At 50.9% G+C, this 14,076-nt stretch carries 13 protein-coding genes, 20 tRNA genes and 2 rRNA genes; 5 read left to right on the top strand and 30 right to left on the bottom strand.

The window, feature by feature from the left end:
- Nucleotides 1-28: 28 nt before the first annotated feature.
- A complete protein-coding gene (locus ICC18_RS04740) occupies nt 29-1,441 on the bottom strand; it encodes a hypothetical protein (protein WP_188173245.1) in 1,413 nt (470 codons plus the stop codon).
- 156 nt (nt 1,442-1,597) lie between these two features.
- On the opposite strand from ICC18_RS04740, the gene ICC18_RS04735 reads away from it, so the two are divergent.
- Together ICC18_RS04735 and ICC18_RS04730 are read left to right on the top strand one after the other, a co-directional pair.
- On the top strand, nt 1,598-2,440 hold the full coding sequence (locus ICC18_RS04735; protein WP_188173244.1) for a hypothetical protein: 843 nt from the start codon (nt 1,598-1,600) through the stop codon (nt 2,438-2,440).
- Between the two features lie 56 nt (nt 2,441-2,496).
- A complete protein-coding gene (locus tag ICC18_RS04730) occupies nt 2,497-2,712 on the top strand; it encodes a hypothetical protein (RefSeq protein ID WP_188173243.1) in 216 nt (71 codons plus the stop codon).
- A gap of 91 nt (nt 2,713-2,803) precedes the next feature.
- Here ICC18_RS04730 and ICC18_RS04725 read toward each other — a convergent pair whose 3' ends face one another.
- Nucleotides 2,804-3,064, bottom strand: a complete 261-nt coding sequence (locus ICC18_RS04725; RefSeq protein ID WP_188173242.1) for a YqkE family protein — start codon at nt 3,062-3,064, stop codon at nt 2,804-2,806.
- Between the two features lie 102 nt (nt 3,065-3,166).
- Nucleotides 3,167-3,607 (bottom strand): ester cyclase, encoded by a 441-nt coding sequence (locus ICC18_RS04720; RefSeq protein WP_188173241.1) that lies wholly within the window; start codon nt 3,605-3,607, stop codon nt 3,167-3,169.
- Nucleotides 3,608-3,768: 161 nt separating this feature from the next.
- On the opposite strand from ICC18_RS04720, the gene ICC18_RS04715 reads away from it, so the two are divergent.
- Entirely contained in the window at nt 3,769-4,242 is a 474-nt protein-coding gene (locus ICC18_RS04715; protein WP_188173240.1) for a MarR family winged helix-turn-helix transcriptional regulator, read from the top strand.
- A 59-nt stretch (nt 4,243-4,301) separates the two neighbouring features.
- Here the strand turns inward: ICC18_RS04715 and ICC18_RS04710 are convergent, their stop codons facing one another.
- From ICC18_RS04710 to ICC18_RS04700, 3 genes are all read right to left on the bottom strand, one after another.
- Nucleotides 4,302-5,531 (bottom strand): NAD(P)/FAD-dependent oxidoreductase, encoded by a 1,230-nt coding sequence (locus tag ICC18_RS04710; RefSeq protein WP_188173239.1) that lies wholly within the window; start codon nt 5,529-5,531, stop codon nt 4,302-4,304.
- Between the two features lie 181 nt (nt 5,532-5,712).
- Nucleotides 5,713-6,483, bottom strand: a complete 771-nt coding sequence (locus ICC18_RS04705; protein ID WP_188173238.1) for an EcsC family protein — start codon at nt 6,481-6,483, stop codon at nt 5,713-5,715.
- A gap of 86 nt (nt 6,484-6,569) precedes the next feature.
- A complete protein-coding gene (locus ICC18_RS04700) occupies nt 6,570-7,316 on the bottom strand; it encodes an MBL fold metallo-hydrolase (protein WP_188173237.1) in 747 nt (248 codons plus the stop codon).
- A 128-nt stretch (nt 7,317-7,444) separates the two neighbouring features.
- On the opposite strand from ICC18_RS04700, the gene ICC18_RS04695 reads away from it, so the two are divergent.
- Nucleotides 7,445-7,873 carry an Lrp/AsnC family transcriptional regulator gene (locus tag ICC18_RS04695; RefSeq protein WP_188173236.1) on the top strand — a complete coding sequence of 143 codons (429 nt, stop codon included), beginning with the start codon at nt 7,445-7,447 and terminating at the stop codon, nt 7,871-7,873.
- Nucleotides 7,874-7,950: 77 nt separating this feature from the next.
- On the opposite strand, the gene ICC18_RS04690 is transcribed toward ICC18_RS04695, so the two are convergent.
- The gene (locus tag ICC18_RS04690; RefSeq protein ID WP_188173235.1) at nt 7,951-9,675 is read right to left on the bottom strand and encodes an ATP-binding cassette domain-containing protein; all 1,725 of its coding nucleotides are present in this window, start codon (nt 9,673-9,675) and stop codon (nt 7,951-7,953) included.
- The gene (locus ICC18_RS04685; protein WP_188173234.1) at nt 9,672-10,508 is read right to left on the bottom strand and encodes an ATP-binding cassette domain-containing protein; all 837 of its coding nucleotides are present in this window, start codon (nt 10,506-10,508) and stop codon (nt 9,672-9,674) included. Before ICC18_RS04685 ends, ICC18_RS04690 begins: the two co-directional genes overlap by 4 nt.
- A 117-nt stretch (nt 10,509-10,625) precedes the next feature.
- Between ICC18_RS04685 and ICC18_RS04680 the strand changes: the two genes are divergently transcribed.
- The gene (locus ICC18_RS04680; protein WP_188173233.1) at nt 10,626-11,228 is read left to right on the top strand and encodes a biotin transporter BioY; all 603 of its coding nucleotides are present in this window, start codon (nt 10,626-10,628) and stop codon (nt 11,226-11,228) included.
- 184 nt (nt 11,229-11,412) lie between these two features.
- Here the strand turns inward: ICC18_RS04680 and ICC18_RS04675 are convergent.
- From ICC18_RS04675 to ICC18_RS04570, 22 genes are all read right to left on the bottom strand, one after another.
- Nucleotides 11,413-11,486: transfer RNA gene (locus ICC18_RS04675), tRNA-Pro, on the bottom strand.
- 4 nt (nt 11,487-11,490) lie between these two features.
- Nucleotides 11,491-11,569: transfer RNA gene (locus tag ICC18_RS04670), tRNA-Leu, on the bottom strand.
- Between the two features lie 5 nt (nt 11,570-11,574).
- A tRNA-Arg gene (locus ICC18_RS04665) sits at nt 11,575-11,651 on the bottom strand.
- 19 nt (nt 11,652-11,670) lie between these two features.
- A tRNA-Leu gene (locus ICC18_RS04660) sits at nt 11,671-11,756 on the bottom strand.
- Between the two features lie 15 nt (nt 11,757-11,771).
- Nucleotides 11,772-11,842 (bottom strand) — tRNA-Cys (locus ICC18_RS04655).
- A gap of 12 nt (nt 11,843-11,854) precedes the next feature.
- A tRNA-Gly gene (locus tag ICC18_RS04650) sits at nt 11,855-11,926 on the bottom strand.
- A 46-nt stretch (nt 11,927-11,972) separates the two neighbouring features.
- A tRNA-Leu gene (locus tag ICC18_RS04645) sits at nt 11,973-12,052 on the bottom strand.
- A gap of 19 nt (nt 12,053-12,071) precedes the next feature.
- Nucleotides 12,072-12,147: transfer RNA gene (locus tag ICC18_RS04640), tRNA-Lys, on the bottom strand.
- A gap of 77 nt (nt 12,148-12,224) precedes the next feature.
- Nucleotides 12,225-12,296, bottom strand: a tRNA-Gln gene (locus ICC18_RS04635).
- Between the two features lie 16 nt (nt 12,297-12,312).
- Nucleotides 12,313-12,388: transfer RNA gene (locus ICC18_RS04630), tRNA-His, on the bottom strand.
- 28 nt (nt 12,389-12,416) lie between these two features.
- Nucleotides 12,417-12,501: transfer RNA gene (locus ICC18_RS04625), tRNA-Tyr, on the bottom strand.
- A 35-nt stretch (nt 12,502-12,536) separates the two neighbouring features.
- A tRNA-Thr gene (locus ICC18_RS04620) sits at nt 12,537-12,612 on the bottom strand.
- 39 nt (nt 12,613-12,651) lie between these two features.
- Nucleotides 12,652-12,724, bottom strand: a tRNA-Phe gene (locus tag ICC18_RS04615).
- An 80-nt stretch (nt 12,725-12,804) separates the two neighbouring features.
- Nucleotides 12,805-12,881 (bottom strand) — tRNA-Asp (locus ICC18_RS04610).
- Nucleotides 12,882-12,913: 32 nt separating this feature from the next.
- A tRNA-Met gene (locus ICC18_RS04605) sits at nt 12,914-12,990 on the bottom strand.
- 80 nt (nt 12,991-13,070) lie between these two features.
- A tRNA-Val gene (locus ICC18_RS04600) sits at nt 13,071-13,146 on the bottom strand.
- A 9-nt stretch (nt 13,147-13,155) separates the two neighbouring features.
- A tRNA-Glu gene (locus tag ICC18_RS04595) sits at nt 13,156-13,227 on the bottom strand.
- Between the two features lie 76 nt (nt 13,228-13,303).
- A tRNA-Ser gene (locus ICC18_RS04590) sits at nt 13,304-13,395 on the bottom strand.
- 26 nt (nt 13,396-13,421) lie between these two features.
- Nucleotides 13,422-13,497: transfer RNA gene (locus ICC18_RS04585), tRNA-Asn, on the bottom strand.
- Nucleotides 13,498-13,503: 6 nt separating this feature from the next.
- A tRNA-Ala gene (locus ICC18_RS04580) sits at nt 13,504-13,576 on the bottom strand.
- Between the two features lie 35 nt (nt 13,577-13,611).
- Nucleotides 13,612-13,728 (bottom strand): 5S ribosomal RNA (gene rrf, locus ICC18_RS04575).
- Between the two features lie 136 nt (nt 13,729-13,864).
- Nucleotides 13,865-14,076: ribosomal RNA gene (locus ICC18_RS04570) — 23S ribosomal RNA — on the bottom strand; the annotation flags it as partial.

The raw sequence follows: 14,076 nt of genomic DNA, 5'->3' as shown, positions 1-14,076 counted from the left end.
AGGCAGTAACGGGTTATTCGCGTACGAACTACACCAAGAACATCGCCACGATCGTCGTGACGGCGAGGCCGATGAGCACCGGCTTGAGATTCCGTCTCGCCAACTCGAACGGACTCACGCCGCAAATGGCCGCTGCGGGAATGAGCGCCCACGGGATCAATGTGCCGCCGCCGACCCAGATGGCGGCAACTTGCCCGAGCGCGGTCAATGTGGCCGCGCCGGAACCGATCGCGGTTGCGAATAATTGCGCAACTGAGCCCGCGAGGGAGATGCCGGAGAAGCCGGAGCCATCGAGCCCCGTAATCGCGCCGGTGACGGTTAACGTCACCGCTCCGACCGCGCCGTTCAGCGGCACGATATCGGCCAGCGCGACGCCGAGGTCGTTGACGATCCCGTGCGAACCTTGCGGCAGCACTTTGCCGAACAGCTCCACAAAGGCGGAGTCGCCTAGATAGAAGAACGCTGCGATCGGAATGACGGGACCGAATACTTTGAAGCCGAATACGAAGCCTTCGATGAGATAGGATGTCGTTTGCTCCAGACCCTTATTACGGTGAGCCAGCAAGGTAACGGCGATCAGAATGAAAACCGCTGTTCCTCCGACCAGTGCAGTCGCGTCACCGCCCTGCAGGTCAAGAACGAACATCGCGATGACGTCGGCAGCGAATAGCAGCGGAATGATTACGGCGAGCCATTTCCTAACATTTGGAGCCAGCATGACTTTTGTATCTTTGTCGTTGATACCTGATGTCAGTGTCCCGCCTGAGCCGCTTGTAACGAGACCATCCCGCCACTTCCCGTTCTTCATGTCCCTCCGCATCATCCAGAAGGCCGTAATTGTCGTTACAAGCCCCATCACAATAACGAGAGGAACGCTAGCCTCCATCACAGCGGTGACTGGTAAGCCGGCCGCGTCTGCAGTGAGCTTTGGCGCCCCTTGAATAATGTAGTCACCTGAGAGCGCGATGCCGTGTCCGAACAGGTTCATGGCCATCGCAGCGCCAAGCGCAGGCAAACCGACACGAACCGCAACGGGCAGCAGCACGGCGCCGATCAGCGCCACACCTGGAGACGGCCAGAAGAAGAACGACGTTACCAACATAATGATACCGATACCCCAAAACGCCAATGAAGGCGTTCTCAGAAAGCGGGTCAGGGGCGCAACCATCGTTTCGTTAATACCTGTTCGAATTAAGACGCGACTCATGGCTACGATTATCGAAATAATCATGATCGTGCCCATCAGTTCTTTGGTTGCATAAATAAAGCTGTTAAAAATACCGGATACCGAGCCGCTAAGCGTCTCCGTTGCAAGCAGACCGAGCGCGAATATACCGACAACACAGATCATCGTCGTATCGCGCCTTTTGATCAGCAGCGCGAGAATAAAGCCAATAAACACCAGATATACCCAATGAATCGGCAATAATTGAATGTCCATCGGGAATCACTCATCCTCTCTACACATACAGCGATTGTGCTACAGTGTATGCGGAGGTCTGGGCGCCGGTTCGCGTAAATATTCTGATTATTTTAAACGGATTCCAATCCATTTACGTCAATAAAAGTAGATCAAACAAGACGCGGAGTGAACGCCATGAAACCCAATAATATACGTTTGGCTATAGGAATCTTGCTCCTGACAGCAGGATGCCAACGTACTGAATCAATACCCCCAACTTCCGATATCAGTTCGAAACCAAGCTCAAGTCCCCAAACAGTTGCACTTGCCGAACATCTATCGACCTCCGGGCCTACCGCACCTCCTATTCATGAAGGCTTATTGCCTCTTTATTGGCAAACAGTCCCTGATGTAAGACCTTTCCAAGTTCTCATTAATGGGTTGCCTGATCTGGATCAAATTATCAAAGAAGCAGCTCTACCGGCCATTCTTGGCGCAATAGATACGAAAGTCATTGTCTACAAACAAAAGAAAGATACGGAATTTTTACATGGCGCACTGGTTTGGAAAAAGATCTCTTACGACCTTGGTCCCGTCGCTGGCTACAATTATCAAGGGAATGACGCCCTTCAAGTTCAGAGCATGATGATTTTTCAGAAACAGACGATTAAAATATCAGGGGCTATCGGCGCATCCGCAGGATACATGACCATGTATATCGACATGGAGAACGACATTCCACAGCCTCTTCTGCATGTTGAATCAGGCTATCCTTACGAGCAGGATGTGGATCACGATGGATTGAATGAAATCGTGAACAGCGTAGGCACCGTACCCCAGACCACTTTATACAGATGGGCCGAGGATCGCGCTGAGTCCATAGATTTAAATCATTTACTTAATGCCCCTTCGGTTAACATCACGAAAGCAGGCTTAGTAGAAGCCACATTCCAACTAGGCGATATATCCATGATTCGTCTATATCGGCTTACCAAAGAAGGTCTATCCGGATTCGAAAAGCAGCTTGTTAATCCCTAAACGCAACGTGTGGTACAATGAGAGGAGCATTTCATACAAGTAAGGGGATTGGAATCATGGCTCGAAACCACCGATTAATAACCGACGTTGATTTTCAGGAAGCAATTGACCGGCACGCAAGCGTCCGTATCTTTAAGGACGATCATATCGTGGATTCGAATGCCGTCATATTACGCTTTAGCGAGACGACTGTTGTCGTCCAGACCCATGTCAGTGATCTGACCTATTATGATCGCAGCGCGTGTGAGTTTTTTGAAATGAAAAAGCGCTAATAAGATCACGATCGAATGGTTGGACGAAATCCAATGCAGCCGCTCAGCGAAAATAAAAGAACGAACAGGACGCTCCATCCTGTTCGTTCTTTTATTTATGCTTGCGCCAATCAAGGTTGCTCTTGCTCAGCAAATGTCCGAAATCATTTTCCAACCGCTTCTCTTCCGCTTTGCGCGCGGCCTCCGCCTGCTCTCTGGCGGCTTCCTTACGCGCTTGCTCCTCGGCTTTCATCGCATCGGACTGTGATTTGAGCTTATTCAAGACTTCCGGGCTCAGCAGATCTTTAAGTGTTGCCGGTTTATCTTGAGCGTTGGCTTCCGGAGCTGCGGCCGACCATTTTTTCTTTGCCATCACTAATCACCTCGGTTTCTCCCCACATTATTAAAGAGGTTATATAAAAAGTCAACCTGCGGCTTTTGCGACGACGCTATCTTTGTCCGATTGGCCTTCTCATTAATCCTTTTTGATCTTACAAGCATTGTGCTCATTCAACTCAGCACCTATTTGTCGTAACAGCGCAGCCGTATCGAATAGCGCCCAATGTTCCGCAATTTTCCCATCGACGAGCCGATATTCACGGTATAGATTCACCTCAATGGGATTATGCGTCGCTTCCGTTCCACGGAAAGTCCCCTGGTGAGTCCCACGCATCGTCAATCTGACGACGACTCGGTCATCTTGTGCGATCATTTGCTTCACGTCGGAACGTTGGTCAGGGAATGCGGTATGTAAAACTTGTGCCGTATTCAAAAGGCCTTCTCGATTGCCAGGGATGTAAGCATGATCCACATAGTCTTCGGTGAGCATGTGCTCAACCATCTCCATATTTCCCGCATTCCAAAAGCTCTCAATAAAAGAATGTACAATTCCAACATTGGTTTCTATAGACTTCATCTCCTCGTTGCCTCCCAAATATTATTATAGTCAATTCAATTGACCATTTAATGATAAGCAATTTTCCGGTTGTAGTCAATTCAATTGACTATATTTATTGATTTTATTCATTCATCAATCGTATAATGAAGCTACTTTCATCTCCGGAAGGAGCATGTTTAATGTCTAAATCATCTCCATATAACCATGATCTGCCTGCCCTTCTATCGCTTGCTTTCAGCGGTATTATTCAAGAGCTTCATGAACAATTGGACAAGCTTGGGTTCGAAGATATTCGCCCTGCGCACGGCTTCCTATTCCAACGTATCAATCCCGATGGCGCTACCGGCATGGAAATCGTTGAGCATATGGGCATCACCAAACAAGCCGTCAGCCAAATGATCGACTACTTGGAAAAACACGGTTACGTCGCCCGCCACCCCCATCCGCAAGACGGCAGAGGAAAGATCGTCGTGCTTACAGAACGAGGGTGGGCGCTCATTCGAGCCAGAGAAGCCATCTACGCGGTAATCGAACAACGATGGGCAGCTCTCATCGGCGCTGAGCGTTTAGTGCAGTTGAAATCGGATTTGGATCAAATGATTCGCAGCACGAACGAGGGAGAACTCCCTCCCCGGCTTCGTCCCGTATGGTGAAGTGCCTGCGAAAGTTAAGGTAAAAGGTAAAGGCTGCCAGATCGGCAGCCTTTGTTAATTCAACCCGAAACGTGATGATTCCGCGTCGTTGCTTTTTGTTTGAAAATCATCTTTTTCCAAACAAGCGGTATGCCGCCGATCAGGAACAGATAACGGGCATCGATCACTTTTTTCAATAACGCAGCGAACTTGCCTTTGACTTTTTTCACCTTTAGCAAGCCGACCGCTTCCCCTCTTCCTAAAGAGGCTACTGTCCCTTTGTAATCATATACAAATGGCTTGAGTGGCTTGTTACGAACTGCAGAAATGAGGTTCCTTGCGGCATTGTAGCCTTGCTGCACAGCAATCTGGGCATTAGCCGGATATGGAGAGCCGTCCCGGTCCATGACGATGGAACAGTCCCCTGTGATGAATACTTCGGGATACTGGAACGAGCGCAGGTAAGTGTCGACTTTCACACGTCCGCGCTGTACATCAAACCCGGCTTGTTCCAAAAGCGAGTTGCCGCGTATGCCGCCCGACCAAATAACCGTCGCCGAACGAATGAACTCTCCGTTGCCTAGAATTACGCCCTCCGATGTGCATTCCTTAATGGGTGCCGCTAATTTGTACTGTACGCCTTTGCGGCGCATTACGTCCATCCCATATTCGACGAGGTCGCTCGGTAAACCTGGAGGCAGTGCCGATGGGGATGCTTCGACATTAAAGATTTTGACCATCGCCGGATCGACATCATAGGTTCTGCTCAGTACAGGAATGCGGTCCGCCAGTTCTCCGACAAACTCCGTGCCTGTGAATCCTGCGCCTCCGACCACGAACGTAAGATAATCCTTGCGGTGCGGCTGCATTTTATATTTCGCAAACATATATTCAATGTGTTGACGGATGAATCGGACGCTATTAATGCTCTTAATCGACATTGCATATTCTTTCATACCCGGGATACCGAACGTCTCGGTCTCGCTTCCCAACCCTACAACCAAGTAATCGTAGGAGAGGATTTCATCACTCAAAACAACCTTCTTTTCTTGAGGTAAAATCTGCTTTACAGTCGATTTCACGAAGCGCACTTTGCGCTCGTCGATCAGCTCTGAAATCTCGACGCGGGCATTATCATGATGGTCGGTACCCGCCGCCGGCATATGCAGATGCGTGGTGATGTAATGATAATCATGCTTGTTCACAAGTATCACATCCAGCTCGCCGGACCTGATTTGCTTCTGAAGCCTGATCGTAGTGACAAGCCCGCCATAACCTGCGCCTAGAATAACCACTTTCGGTTTACTCATGAAAATCCTCTCCTCCGATTTTTTCTCTTTCTAACATGATTGTGAAAAAAATCACTTACTAGGGTGAAACGAGTTGTTGATCGACAACGACTCACTTCTATCATATTCTTTTTTTCACAAGAAATCACTATAAATATGACGAATTCATGTCCAAATGATGAAAAAAAAGCGGAATTTTCAATTAAAGCTCTTTCAAACGTTGATCCGACTTATCGCTTAGCCTGCGCATGCGGAAGCAGTTCATGCCAGTTGCGCCAAGCTCCTCCAGCAGGCCGTAGTTCGCCCAAGCGCCTACTACCGCCCCGATGCCGGGAATGAGCTGGAGCATTTTACGAAAATCGATCGTATCGCGGTATTCCTGCTGAAGCTGCTGCCAATCGACCTGATCCATGTAGGACGCCGCAGGAGGTAGGGCGCTAGCAACTTTGTTCCAATTGCGAATCGTGTCAAAGAGACTTGGCTTTTTGTTCGGGCTGGAGAAGGCAAGCTGAAAAACATAGAGTATGAACAGGCGCTCGCGGTAATCTCTGGTGGAATAGCCGTACGCGTGCGCCAATTCAAACAGAAATTTCATCTTGATACCAATTAAAATCGGAAAGTCCGCCAAGCCGAGCAAAATACCGCCCGCACCAGTGCCTGCGCCTTCGGCTGCCGCAATTTTTTTATATAGAGAGAGTAGTTCCTCTGCTCTTGTATCACTTTCAGCAAGTGTTGCATCTCGAAGCGGCTCATTCTTCGGCATGTAATCCATCCCGAACAGAGTGGTCTGCACGATGCCTTTGACCGTTGCCGTTATCGTCTTGTGGACTTTGTCCGGAATGAGGTTATTGATGCGCGTTTGAACGGATTTTGACGCTTTCTCAATCATCCCTGGCGCTTTATGAAGCTTGATCTCCCATCGCTTCAACTGCTTTATCGTTTGCTGCTCATACACCGTATACTCAGGTTCCATCGGTTCACCACCGCCAACATTGGTCTTAACAACAGTATAGTATACGCGGAGCTTGTTCTCAAAATGTTGCTAGTACAAACGAATCCTTAAACCCGTTCGCCATCCTTTGGAATAGCGACTTGATCCAGAAGTCCTGCTTCGGCTAATCGGATTTTTAAATCTTCTCTGGTCAAAAGACAATGATTGATCGAGTCCATGTGGACTGCCACGATTTGCGTATAAGGCGCGTATTTACACACCTGAATGATATCATCCGCCTCCATCGTGATCGGATCGCCGACCGCAAATCGTGCGCCGCCAGCGTTTACGATACTTACGTCAGGGCGATAGATGTCAAGCGCCTGCTCTACATCGTTGCACCAAATCGTATCTCCCGCGAGATAAAGAGTCGGCTCGCCATCCGCTTGAAACACGAAGCCGGATACGCGCCCCATCTTCTCGCCGATGTCCCCTGTCCCATGCTGTCCGCTTGTGCGGCTGATTCGAATATTTTTTGTTTGGATCATCGTTGTGATTGCCGATACACTCGTAAATCCTTGTGAGGAGAAAGTGTTCTCATCTCCGGGCTGGCAAAAGATCGGGGTCGCTTTAGGCAATGCAGCTGCCGCCGCATCATCCCAATGATCGCGATGCAGGTGGGTCACCACTATGGCGTCAGGCTGCAGCCAACCATGCATGGATCCCGGCATAGGAACAAGCGGATTACGCCGTTCATTTGACGAGCCTGGAATCGGTGGATTTGCCCCAGCTTCGCTAAACATAGGGTCAATCAAGAAAGTTGTACCTGCGTATTCCAGCCAAAGAGTAGCGTGACGAATGAGTTGAATTTTCATATTCAAAGCACCTCTTAACGGTAAGTTATCGATCTGCTACAATTGTAAAAAAAGCTGACCGGCACGTATACAACTTGCTGAAACGAAATATTGGCTTTCATTTTCATCATGAAAGGAAATTAACAACTATGAGCACTACGGCAATCGACGAGATCGACCTGCGTATTTTGGAGAACTTGCTGGAGGATGCCACCCGTCCCCACAAACAGATCGGGGAACTCGTCCATCTAACAGGACAGGCGGTCGGAGCACGCATTAGAAAAATGCAGGATATTGGACTCATTGAAGGTTACACACTGCGCTGGAATCCCGATAAAATCGGACTAACCGTGCAGGCGTTCGTGACCGTTTTCATGAAATCGAACACGGCTTTCCAGCCGTTTCAAACTTTTGTTCTGCAGAACCGGCAGATCGTTGAGACGCACCGCGTTAGCGGCGAAGGCTGCTATTGGATGCGTGTCCGCGTCGATTCTTCGCTGGAGCTCAGCAGCCTTCTTGATCAAGTCCTGCAGTATGGCAATTACAGGGTCAGCTTGTCGATTGGGCAGGTGAAATGAAAGAGCAGTCCGGTTAAGGACTGCTCTCAAAAAGTAGCAAATATATTACTCAGGAGGACTCCCACCCATTACTCCCGTTATTTTCGAATAACTACTAATAGGACAAAACAAACAACGCCCCCGATAACGAGGACCGTATCCGCGCGCTGCCATCTTAACAAATTGCTCTTAAGCGAGAGCAGCTTTCCGTCTACCTTCTTCATCTCCATCGCTACTGTCATTTCTTCAGCCTTATAAAACATAGAGAGCAAAAGCGGAACGACCAAGGCCGGTATATCGCGAGCGCGTACCGTGCCGGGGCGCAGCGCAGCTTTGCCGCGTGCCCTTACAATCGTGGAGAACCGCTGCCATTCACTTAAAATGAGCGGAATAAACCGAAAAATCAAAGAGACAGCCAGGGCGAAGGAATCGACAGGCAACTTAGCTTTTTTGAAATATTGCAGCGCCCAGTTGAGTCCCTGGACCAATTGGCCATAAGGCGTGGTTGCAGCCAGCCAATAGCCGGCTATGACGACTACAAAAAGGCGCGTCACATTTAACATCGTACTCCAAGCTCGCTCTACCGAAAAGCCAATCGGGAGATGGGCACTTGTCGCTGTATATTGAATACCGGCTAGAAAGACTGACATGGCCATGAAAATGAGAAATGGCCACACGATCTTCACCCCACCGCGCAGGACGGATCGCGGGATCCCGATAAAGCCAAGCGCGACGGGCACGGCCGCCGCGGCGAGGCCGACCCACTGCTGCTGCAGCATCGTCCCGATGACGAGCAGCAGGTAGAGCAGCCACTTCGCCCGCGGGTCCAGCCGCAGCCAAGCGGCCTGCTTGCGCTGTGCCTGCTGGGCGGAGGCCTCTACAGCCGCGGGCGCCGGTGCCGGCTCAGCTGCGCGCCCGCCGACGTGCGAGCCCGCGCCCGCAAGCGGCGGTGCGGACCGCTCTAAGCCACGTCCGGCGCTTGCCGCGCGTACGAGCAGCGCTTCCTCGATCGCTTCCGCGGCGAGCTGCGGCGTGAGCCGGTCAGGCGCGATAGCGATACCGCGCCCGGCGAGCGACTGCGCAACCTCAGCGCAGCTCGGGAGCCCGACGCCCGCGCGCGCGAGCAGCTCCGGCTCGCGGCAAAGATCTGCCGGCGCGCCGTCGGCGACAATCGCGCCGTGGTCCATCACGATGACACGGTCCGCCAGCGGGAAGAACGTGTCCAAATCATGCGTGGCGATCACGAAGCCGCCACGCTCGCGCCCGCGAATGAGGCGCAGCAATTCGCGGACGGCTGCCGCCTCTAAGCCGGCAGTCGGCTCATCCATGAGGAGCCAATCCGGCGCAGCGGCGAACGTTGTTGCAAGCGCGAGGCGGCGCTGCTCGCCGCCGCTAAGCGCAAAAGGCGATCGATCCATGGCGAAAACGCCATGTGGATCGAAGTCTTCGCGAGCGGCCTGTATGCGCCGCTCGCGCTCCTGCGCCCCTAGCCCATAGGGGCGTAGCGAATAGGCGAATTCGCGGCGGATGCTACCTGCGAATAGCTGCTGCTCGGGGAATTGGAAGGTCAGCCCTAGGCGTAGCAAGTGGGCTCGGTCCACTTTCCCCTTCAGCCACAGTGGCTGCTCATCTAACATTATTTTACCCGACGAGGGCTGCAAAATACCCGCCAACACCTGCAGCAGCGTAGATTTCCCCGAACCTGTATGTCCAATTAATAGTGTTACCGTTCCATTATGCAATTTAAGATTAATGTCCTTAAGTAATTCATGATGTTGGTCATCAGAGGCGCATACGCTTAAATGTTCCAGTTCGATCGTCATAAGCTAGACACCGCCTCTGCCAATTCATCTGCATTTAACGGCAGACGGTGAAGCTGGAGACCTTTTGCCATCAGGGCCCAAGCGGTCTGTACAACAAACGGTGGTTCTAGTCCTAACCTTGAACAAGGTGTTGAACCTTCTGCCCTATCATCCCCTTCCCCGTAAAAAAACGTCACCGGCGCCCCGTCAAAAGCAATCCGTCCGCCACCAAAAGCAATAACGCGGCTCGCTTCAGCCGCTTCCTCCAATCGGTGCGTGATCCATACAATCGTCATCCCCTGCTTATGTGCCTGGCGCACCGTACGAATCACCTCTTGCCTTGCGGCGGGATCCAGCATCGCCGTTGGCTCGTCCAATACGAGCATGGCTGGTTTGGCTGCAAGCGCAGCGGCAATATTCACCAGCTGCTTTTGCCCCCCCGACAACGTATTTAGTGTACGGTTCAGCGGGATCGACAGACCCACACTCTGAAGCGCCTCTTGATAAAACGCAGCTCGCTCGTCATGTGTTAGATACTGTGTACCCGGCACATGTTGCAGCTCTTCCTCCACCGTATCCCCGACGAACTGAGCCTCCGGTATTTGCAGAACGCCGCGGGTTAGCATACGCTTTCTTTGCTCACGGACAAGCTGCCCTCCGGACAGCGGACATAAGCCCAGCAACACGCTGGCCAGCGTGCTTTTACCACTGCCATTAGGACCGGTAACGACGATCCATTCCCCTTCAAATATGTCGATTGTAATGTCGGACCAAACTTGCCTTCCTTGCTCCGCATCCGTTCTATAAACAACTGACGCTTGCCGCAAAGCTGCCAATAATGTTTTTTGGTGCATATGTAAAATTTCCTTTCACTTTCTCAAAAGATATGCTATGATCTCAATTGTCAACCTGAAGCTCGTTATTAAGTTGACAATAAATTAACAATAACAGAAACAGGAGAGATGAACAACATGAAACTAACTCTTCGGGGGATTGTATTTAGTGCCTTATTTGCAGCCATTTTAGTTTTATTCAGCTTTGTTAGTATACCTATGGGTCATGTTCCAATCACCTTACAAACGCTTGCTGTCATGCTCGCGGGGGGCTTACTTGGCGCTCGATACGGATTCCTTAGTATGGCCCTTGTCGTTATCTTGACAGCGATCGGCTTCCCGCTGCTTCACGGGACAGGAGGACTAACCGTCGTTTTAGGGCCAACAGGCGGGTTTATTCTGATGTTTCCTTTTTCAGCGCTGCTTATCGGACTTATTCTACCCCGTATTCGCATGAATGGCATTATGGGTTATATCGCAGCATTCGTCGTTCTCGAAATTTTTGGCTCTCTACTTCTTTATGTATCAGGAGTACCTTGGCTCATGTACAAAGTACCTACCCTTACTTTCTCCAAAGCCATGATCGCCGGCTGCTATCCATACCTCCCAGGCGATGCGATTAAAGCAGCCGTTGCGGCTCTTATCATCGCTCCGGTTCGCCAAGTGTTCCCGCCACAAAGACTTACCGGATCCGTTTCACGCAGCGTTGCGCAAAGCGGACAAGATGTGCGTGCAAACTAGTTCTTAATTACAAAAGATTGCCCCCTCAAGCCAAATCGGCTAGGTGGTTGGCGATCTTTTTTGCATTTTCCGGGGTCTTTTTTACGAGCGTCAAGTATTATCCGTAAAAACTAAAAAACAAGTATTATCCAAACAGCTATTCGCTGTATGGATGATACTTGTTTCAAAAACGATCTTCATTGGATCGGGACGACACGATTTGAACATGCGACCCCCTGCTCCCAAAGCAGGTGCTCTACCAAGCTGAGCTACGTCCCGTTAATACCGGCGAGAGGACTCGAACCTCCACGGTTTCCCACTCGATTTTGAGTCGAGCGCGTCTGCCATTCCGCCACGCCGGCTTAGGTGGCGTGCCCTGAGAGATTCGAACTCCCGACCTTTTGATTCGTAGTCAAACGCTCTATCCGGCTGAGCTAAGGGCACACATTATAAAGTTGGTTGATGCCGAAGACCGGACTTGAACCGGTACGGTAGTCACCTACCGCAGGATTTTAAGTCCTGTGCGTCTGCCGATTCCGCCACTCCGGCTTGCTTAGGGTACTAAGGCACTACCCAGATTCGAACTGGGGATAAAGCTTTTGCAGAGCTCTGCCTTACCACTTGGCTATAGCGCCAAAAAAAAGCAAAGCGGAAGACGGGATTCGAACCCGCGACCCTCGCCTTGGCAAGGCGATGCTCTACCCCTGAGCCACTTCCGCATAATAGGGTCCCCATAAATCAACGAATTACTTTATGGGGGTGTGATGCGCGTAGAGGGACTTGAACCCCCACGGTCTCCCGCTAGATCCTAAGTCTAGTGCGTCTGCCAATTCCGCCATACGCGCACACTGTAAATAAGGCAAATGGTGAGCCATGTAGGACTCGAACCTACGACACCCTGATTAAAAGTCAGGTGCTCTACCAACTGAGCTAATGGCTCATGCTATTATGATGGGGTCCCCGCAAAGTAATAGGAATTCGCTTCAGAGCTTATCTTCACTTTGTGGGGTTATAAAACTGGGGATCAAGGATTCGAACCTTGGCATGACGGAGTCAAAGTCCGTTGCCTTACCGCTTGGCTAATCCCCAACATCTGAGAAAATAGTGGGGCGATCGATGGGACTTGAACCCACGAATGCTGGAGCCACAGACCAGTGCGTTAACCCCTTCGCCACGACCGCCATAATTCATGAACATCGTTTTGGAAAGTGGTGGAGGCTGATGGATTCGAACCACCGAACTCTGAGAGAGCAGATTTACAGTCTGCCGTGTTTAGCCACTTCACTAAGCCTCCAAATGAACCCTTACCGGAATCCCCGATTTGGGAAGTGGTGCCGTCGAGAGGACTTGAACCCCCAACCTACTGATTACAAGTCAGTTGCTCTACCAGTTGAGCTACAACGGCGTATTTGGTTAATCTTCTTCACTTTTTAGTGTGAAGTGATGGCTCGGGACGGAATCGAACCGCCGACACGAGGATTTTCAGTCCTCTGCTCTACCGACTGAGCTACCGAGCCTTAAAAAATTGCTAAATACGGGTTCCCCGAAAAGTAATCGGAAATGACTGCAAAGCTTAGCTTCACTTTTGGGGGTATAATGGCGGAGCCGACGGGATTCGAACCCGCGGTCTCCTGCGTGACAGGCAGGCATGTTAGGCCTCTACACCACGGCTCCACACTAGAATTACATCTTCCTCTTTAGGAGGTTGGTTGCGGGGGCAGGATTTGAACCTGCGGCCTTCGGGTTATGAGCCCGACGAGCTACCGGGCTGCTCCACCCCGCGTCATTGAAAAATTGTTCTATGGGCCCCCGAAAAAGTAATCGGCGTTGCTACAAAGCTTTGCTTCACTTTTTTGGGATCTATGGTGGAGGCTGACGGGATCGAACCGCCGACCCTCTGCTTGTAAGGCAGATGCTCTCCCAGCTGAGCTAAGCCTCCATGTGTAAATGACCCGTAGGGGATTCGAACCCCTGTTACCTCCGTGAAAGGGAGGTGTCTTAACCCCTTGACCAACGGGCCTTGATATTTTGTTGTGAGTCCCCGGAAAGTAATTGGGAATACACTACAACGCATCACTTCACTTTTTGGGGTAAAGTGGCGGAGAGAGAGGGATTCGAACCCTCGAGACGCTTGTGACGCCTACACGATTTCCAATCGTGCTCCTTCGGCCAGCTCGGACACCTCTCCAAATATAGCCTGACCTATTATGAAAGTGGCTCCCCGAACAGGACTCGAACCTGTGACAACTCGATTAACAGTCGAGTGCTCTACCAACTGAGCTATCAGGGAACGTGATGGAGCCAAGCGGGATCGAACCGCTGACCTCCTGCTTGCAAGGCAGGCGCTCTCCCAGCTGAGCTATGGCCCCGAAACTCGAAAAAAATACCCACCGAGTGGGCGTTCGCTTGGCAACGTTCTACTCTCCCAGAACCCTTCGGTTCAAGTACCATCGACGCTGGAGGGCTTAACGGTCGTGTTCGAGATGGGAACGCGTGGGTCCCCTCCGCCATCATCACCAAACGATCAAGGATTTATTCCTTGAAAACTAGATACGAAACTTGCGTAAAGTGTGAATATTTGTTAACCGGTTTTGTTCCGGGCCCCAAGAAAGTATTCGGAATCAGCTACAGAGCTTCTCTTCACTTTCTTGGGTACTTTGGTTAAGCCCTCGACCGATTAGTATTCGTCAGCTGCATGCATTGCTGCACTTCCACCTCGAACCTATCAACCTCGTCGTCTACAAGGGGTCTTACTAATTGGGAAATCTCATCTTGAGGGGGGCTTCACGCTTAGATGCTTTCAGCGCTTATCCCCTCCGTACATAGCTACCCAGCGATGCCTCTGGCGAGACAACTGGTACACCAGCGG

Origin of the sequence: Paenibacillus sedimenti (genome assembly GCF_014534655.1) — a bacterium.
Taxonomy (GTDB): Bacteria; Bacillota; Bacilli; order Paenibacillales; family NBRC-103111; genus Paenibacillus_E; species Paenibacillus_E sedimenti.
This window is presented reverse-complemented; position numbering and strand designations above follow the sequence as displayed.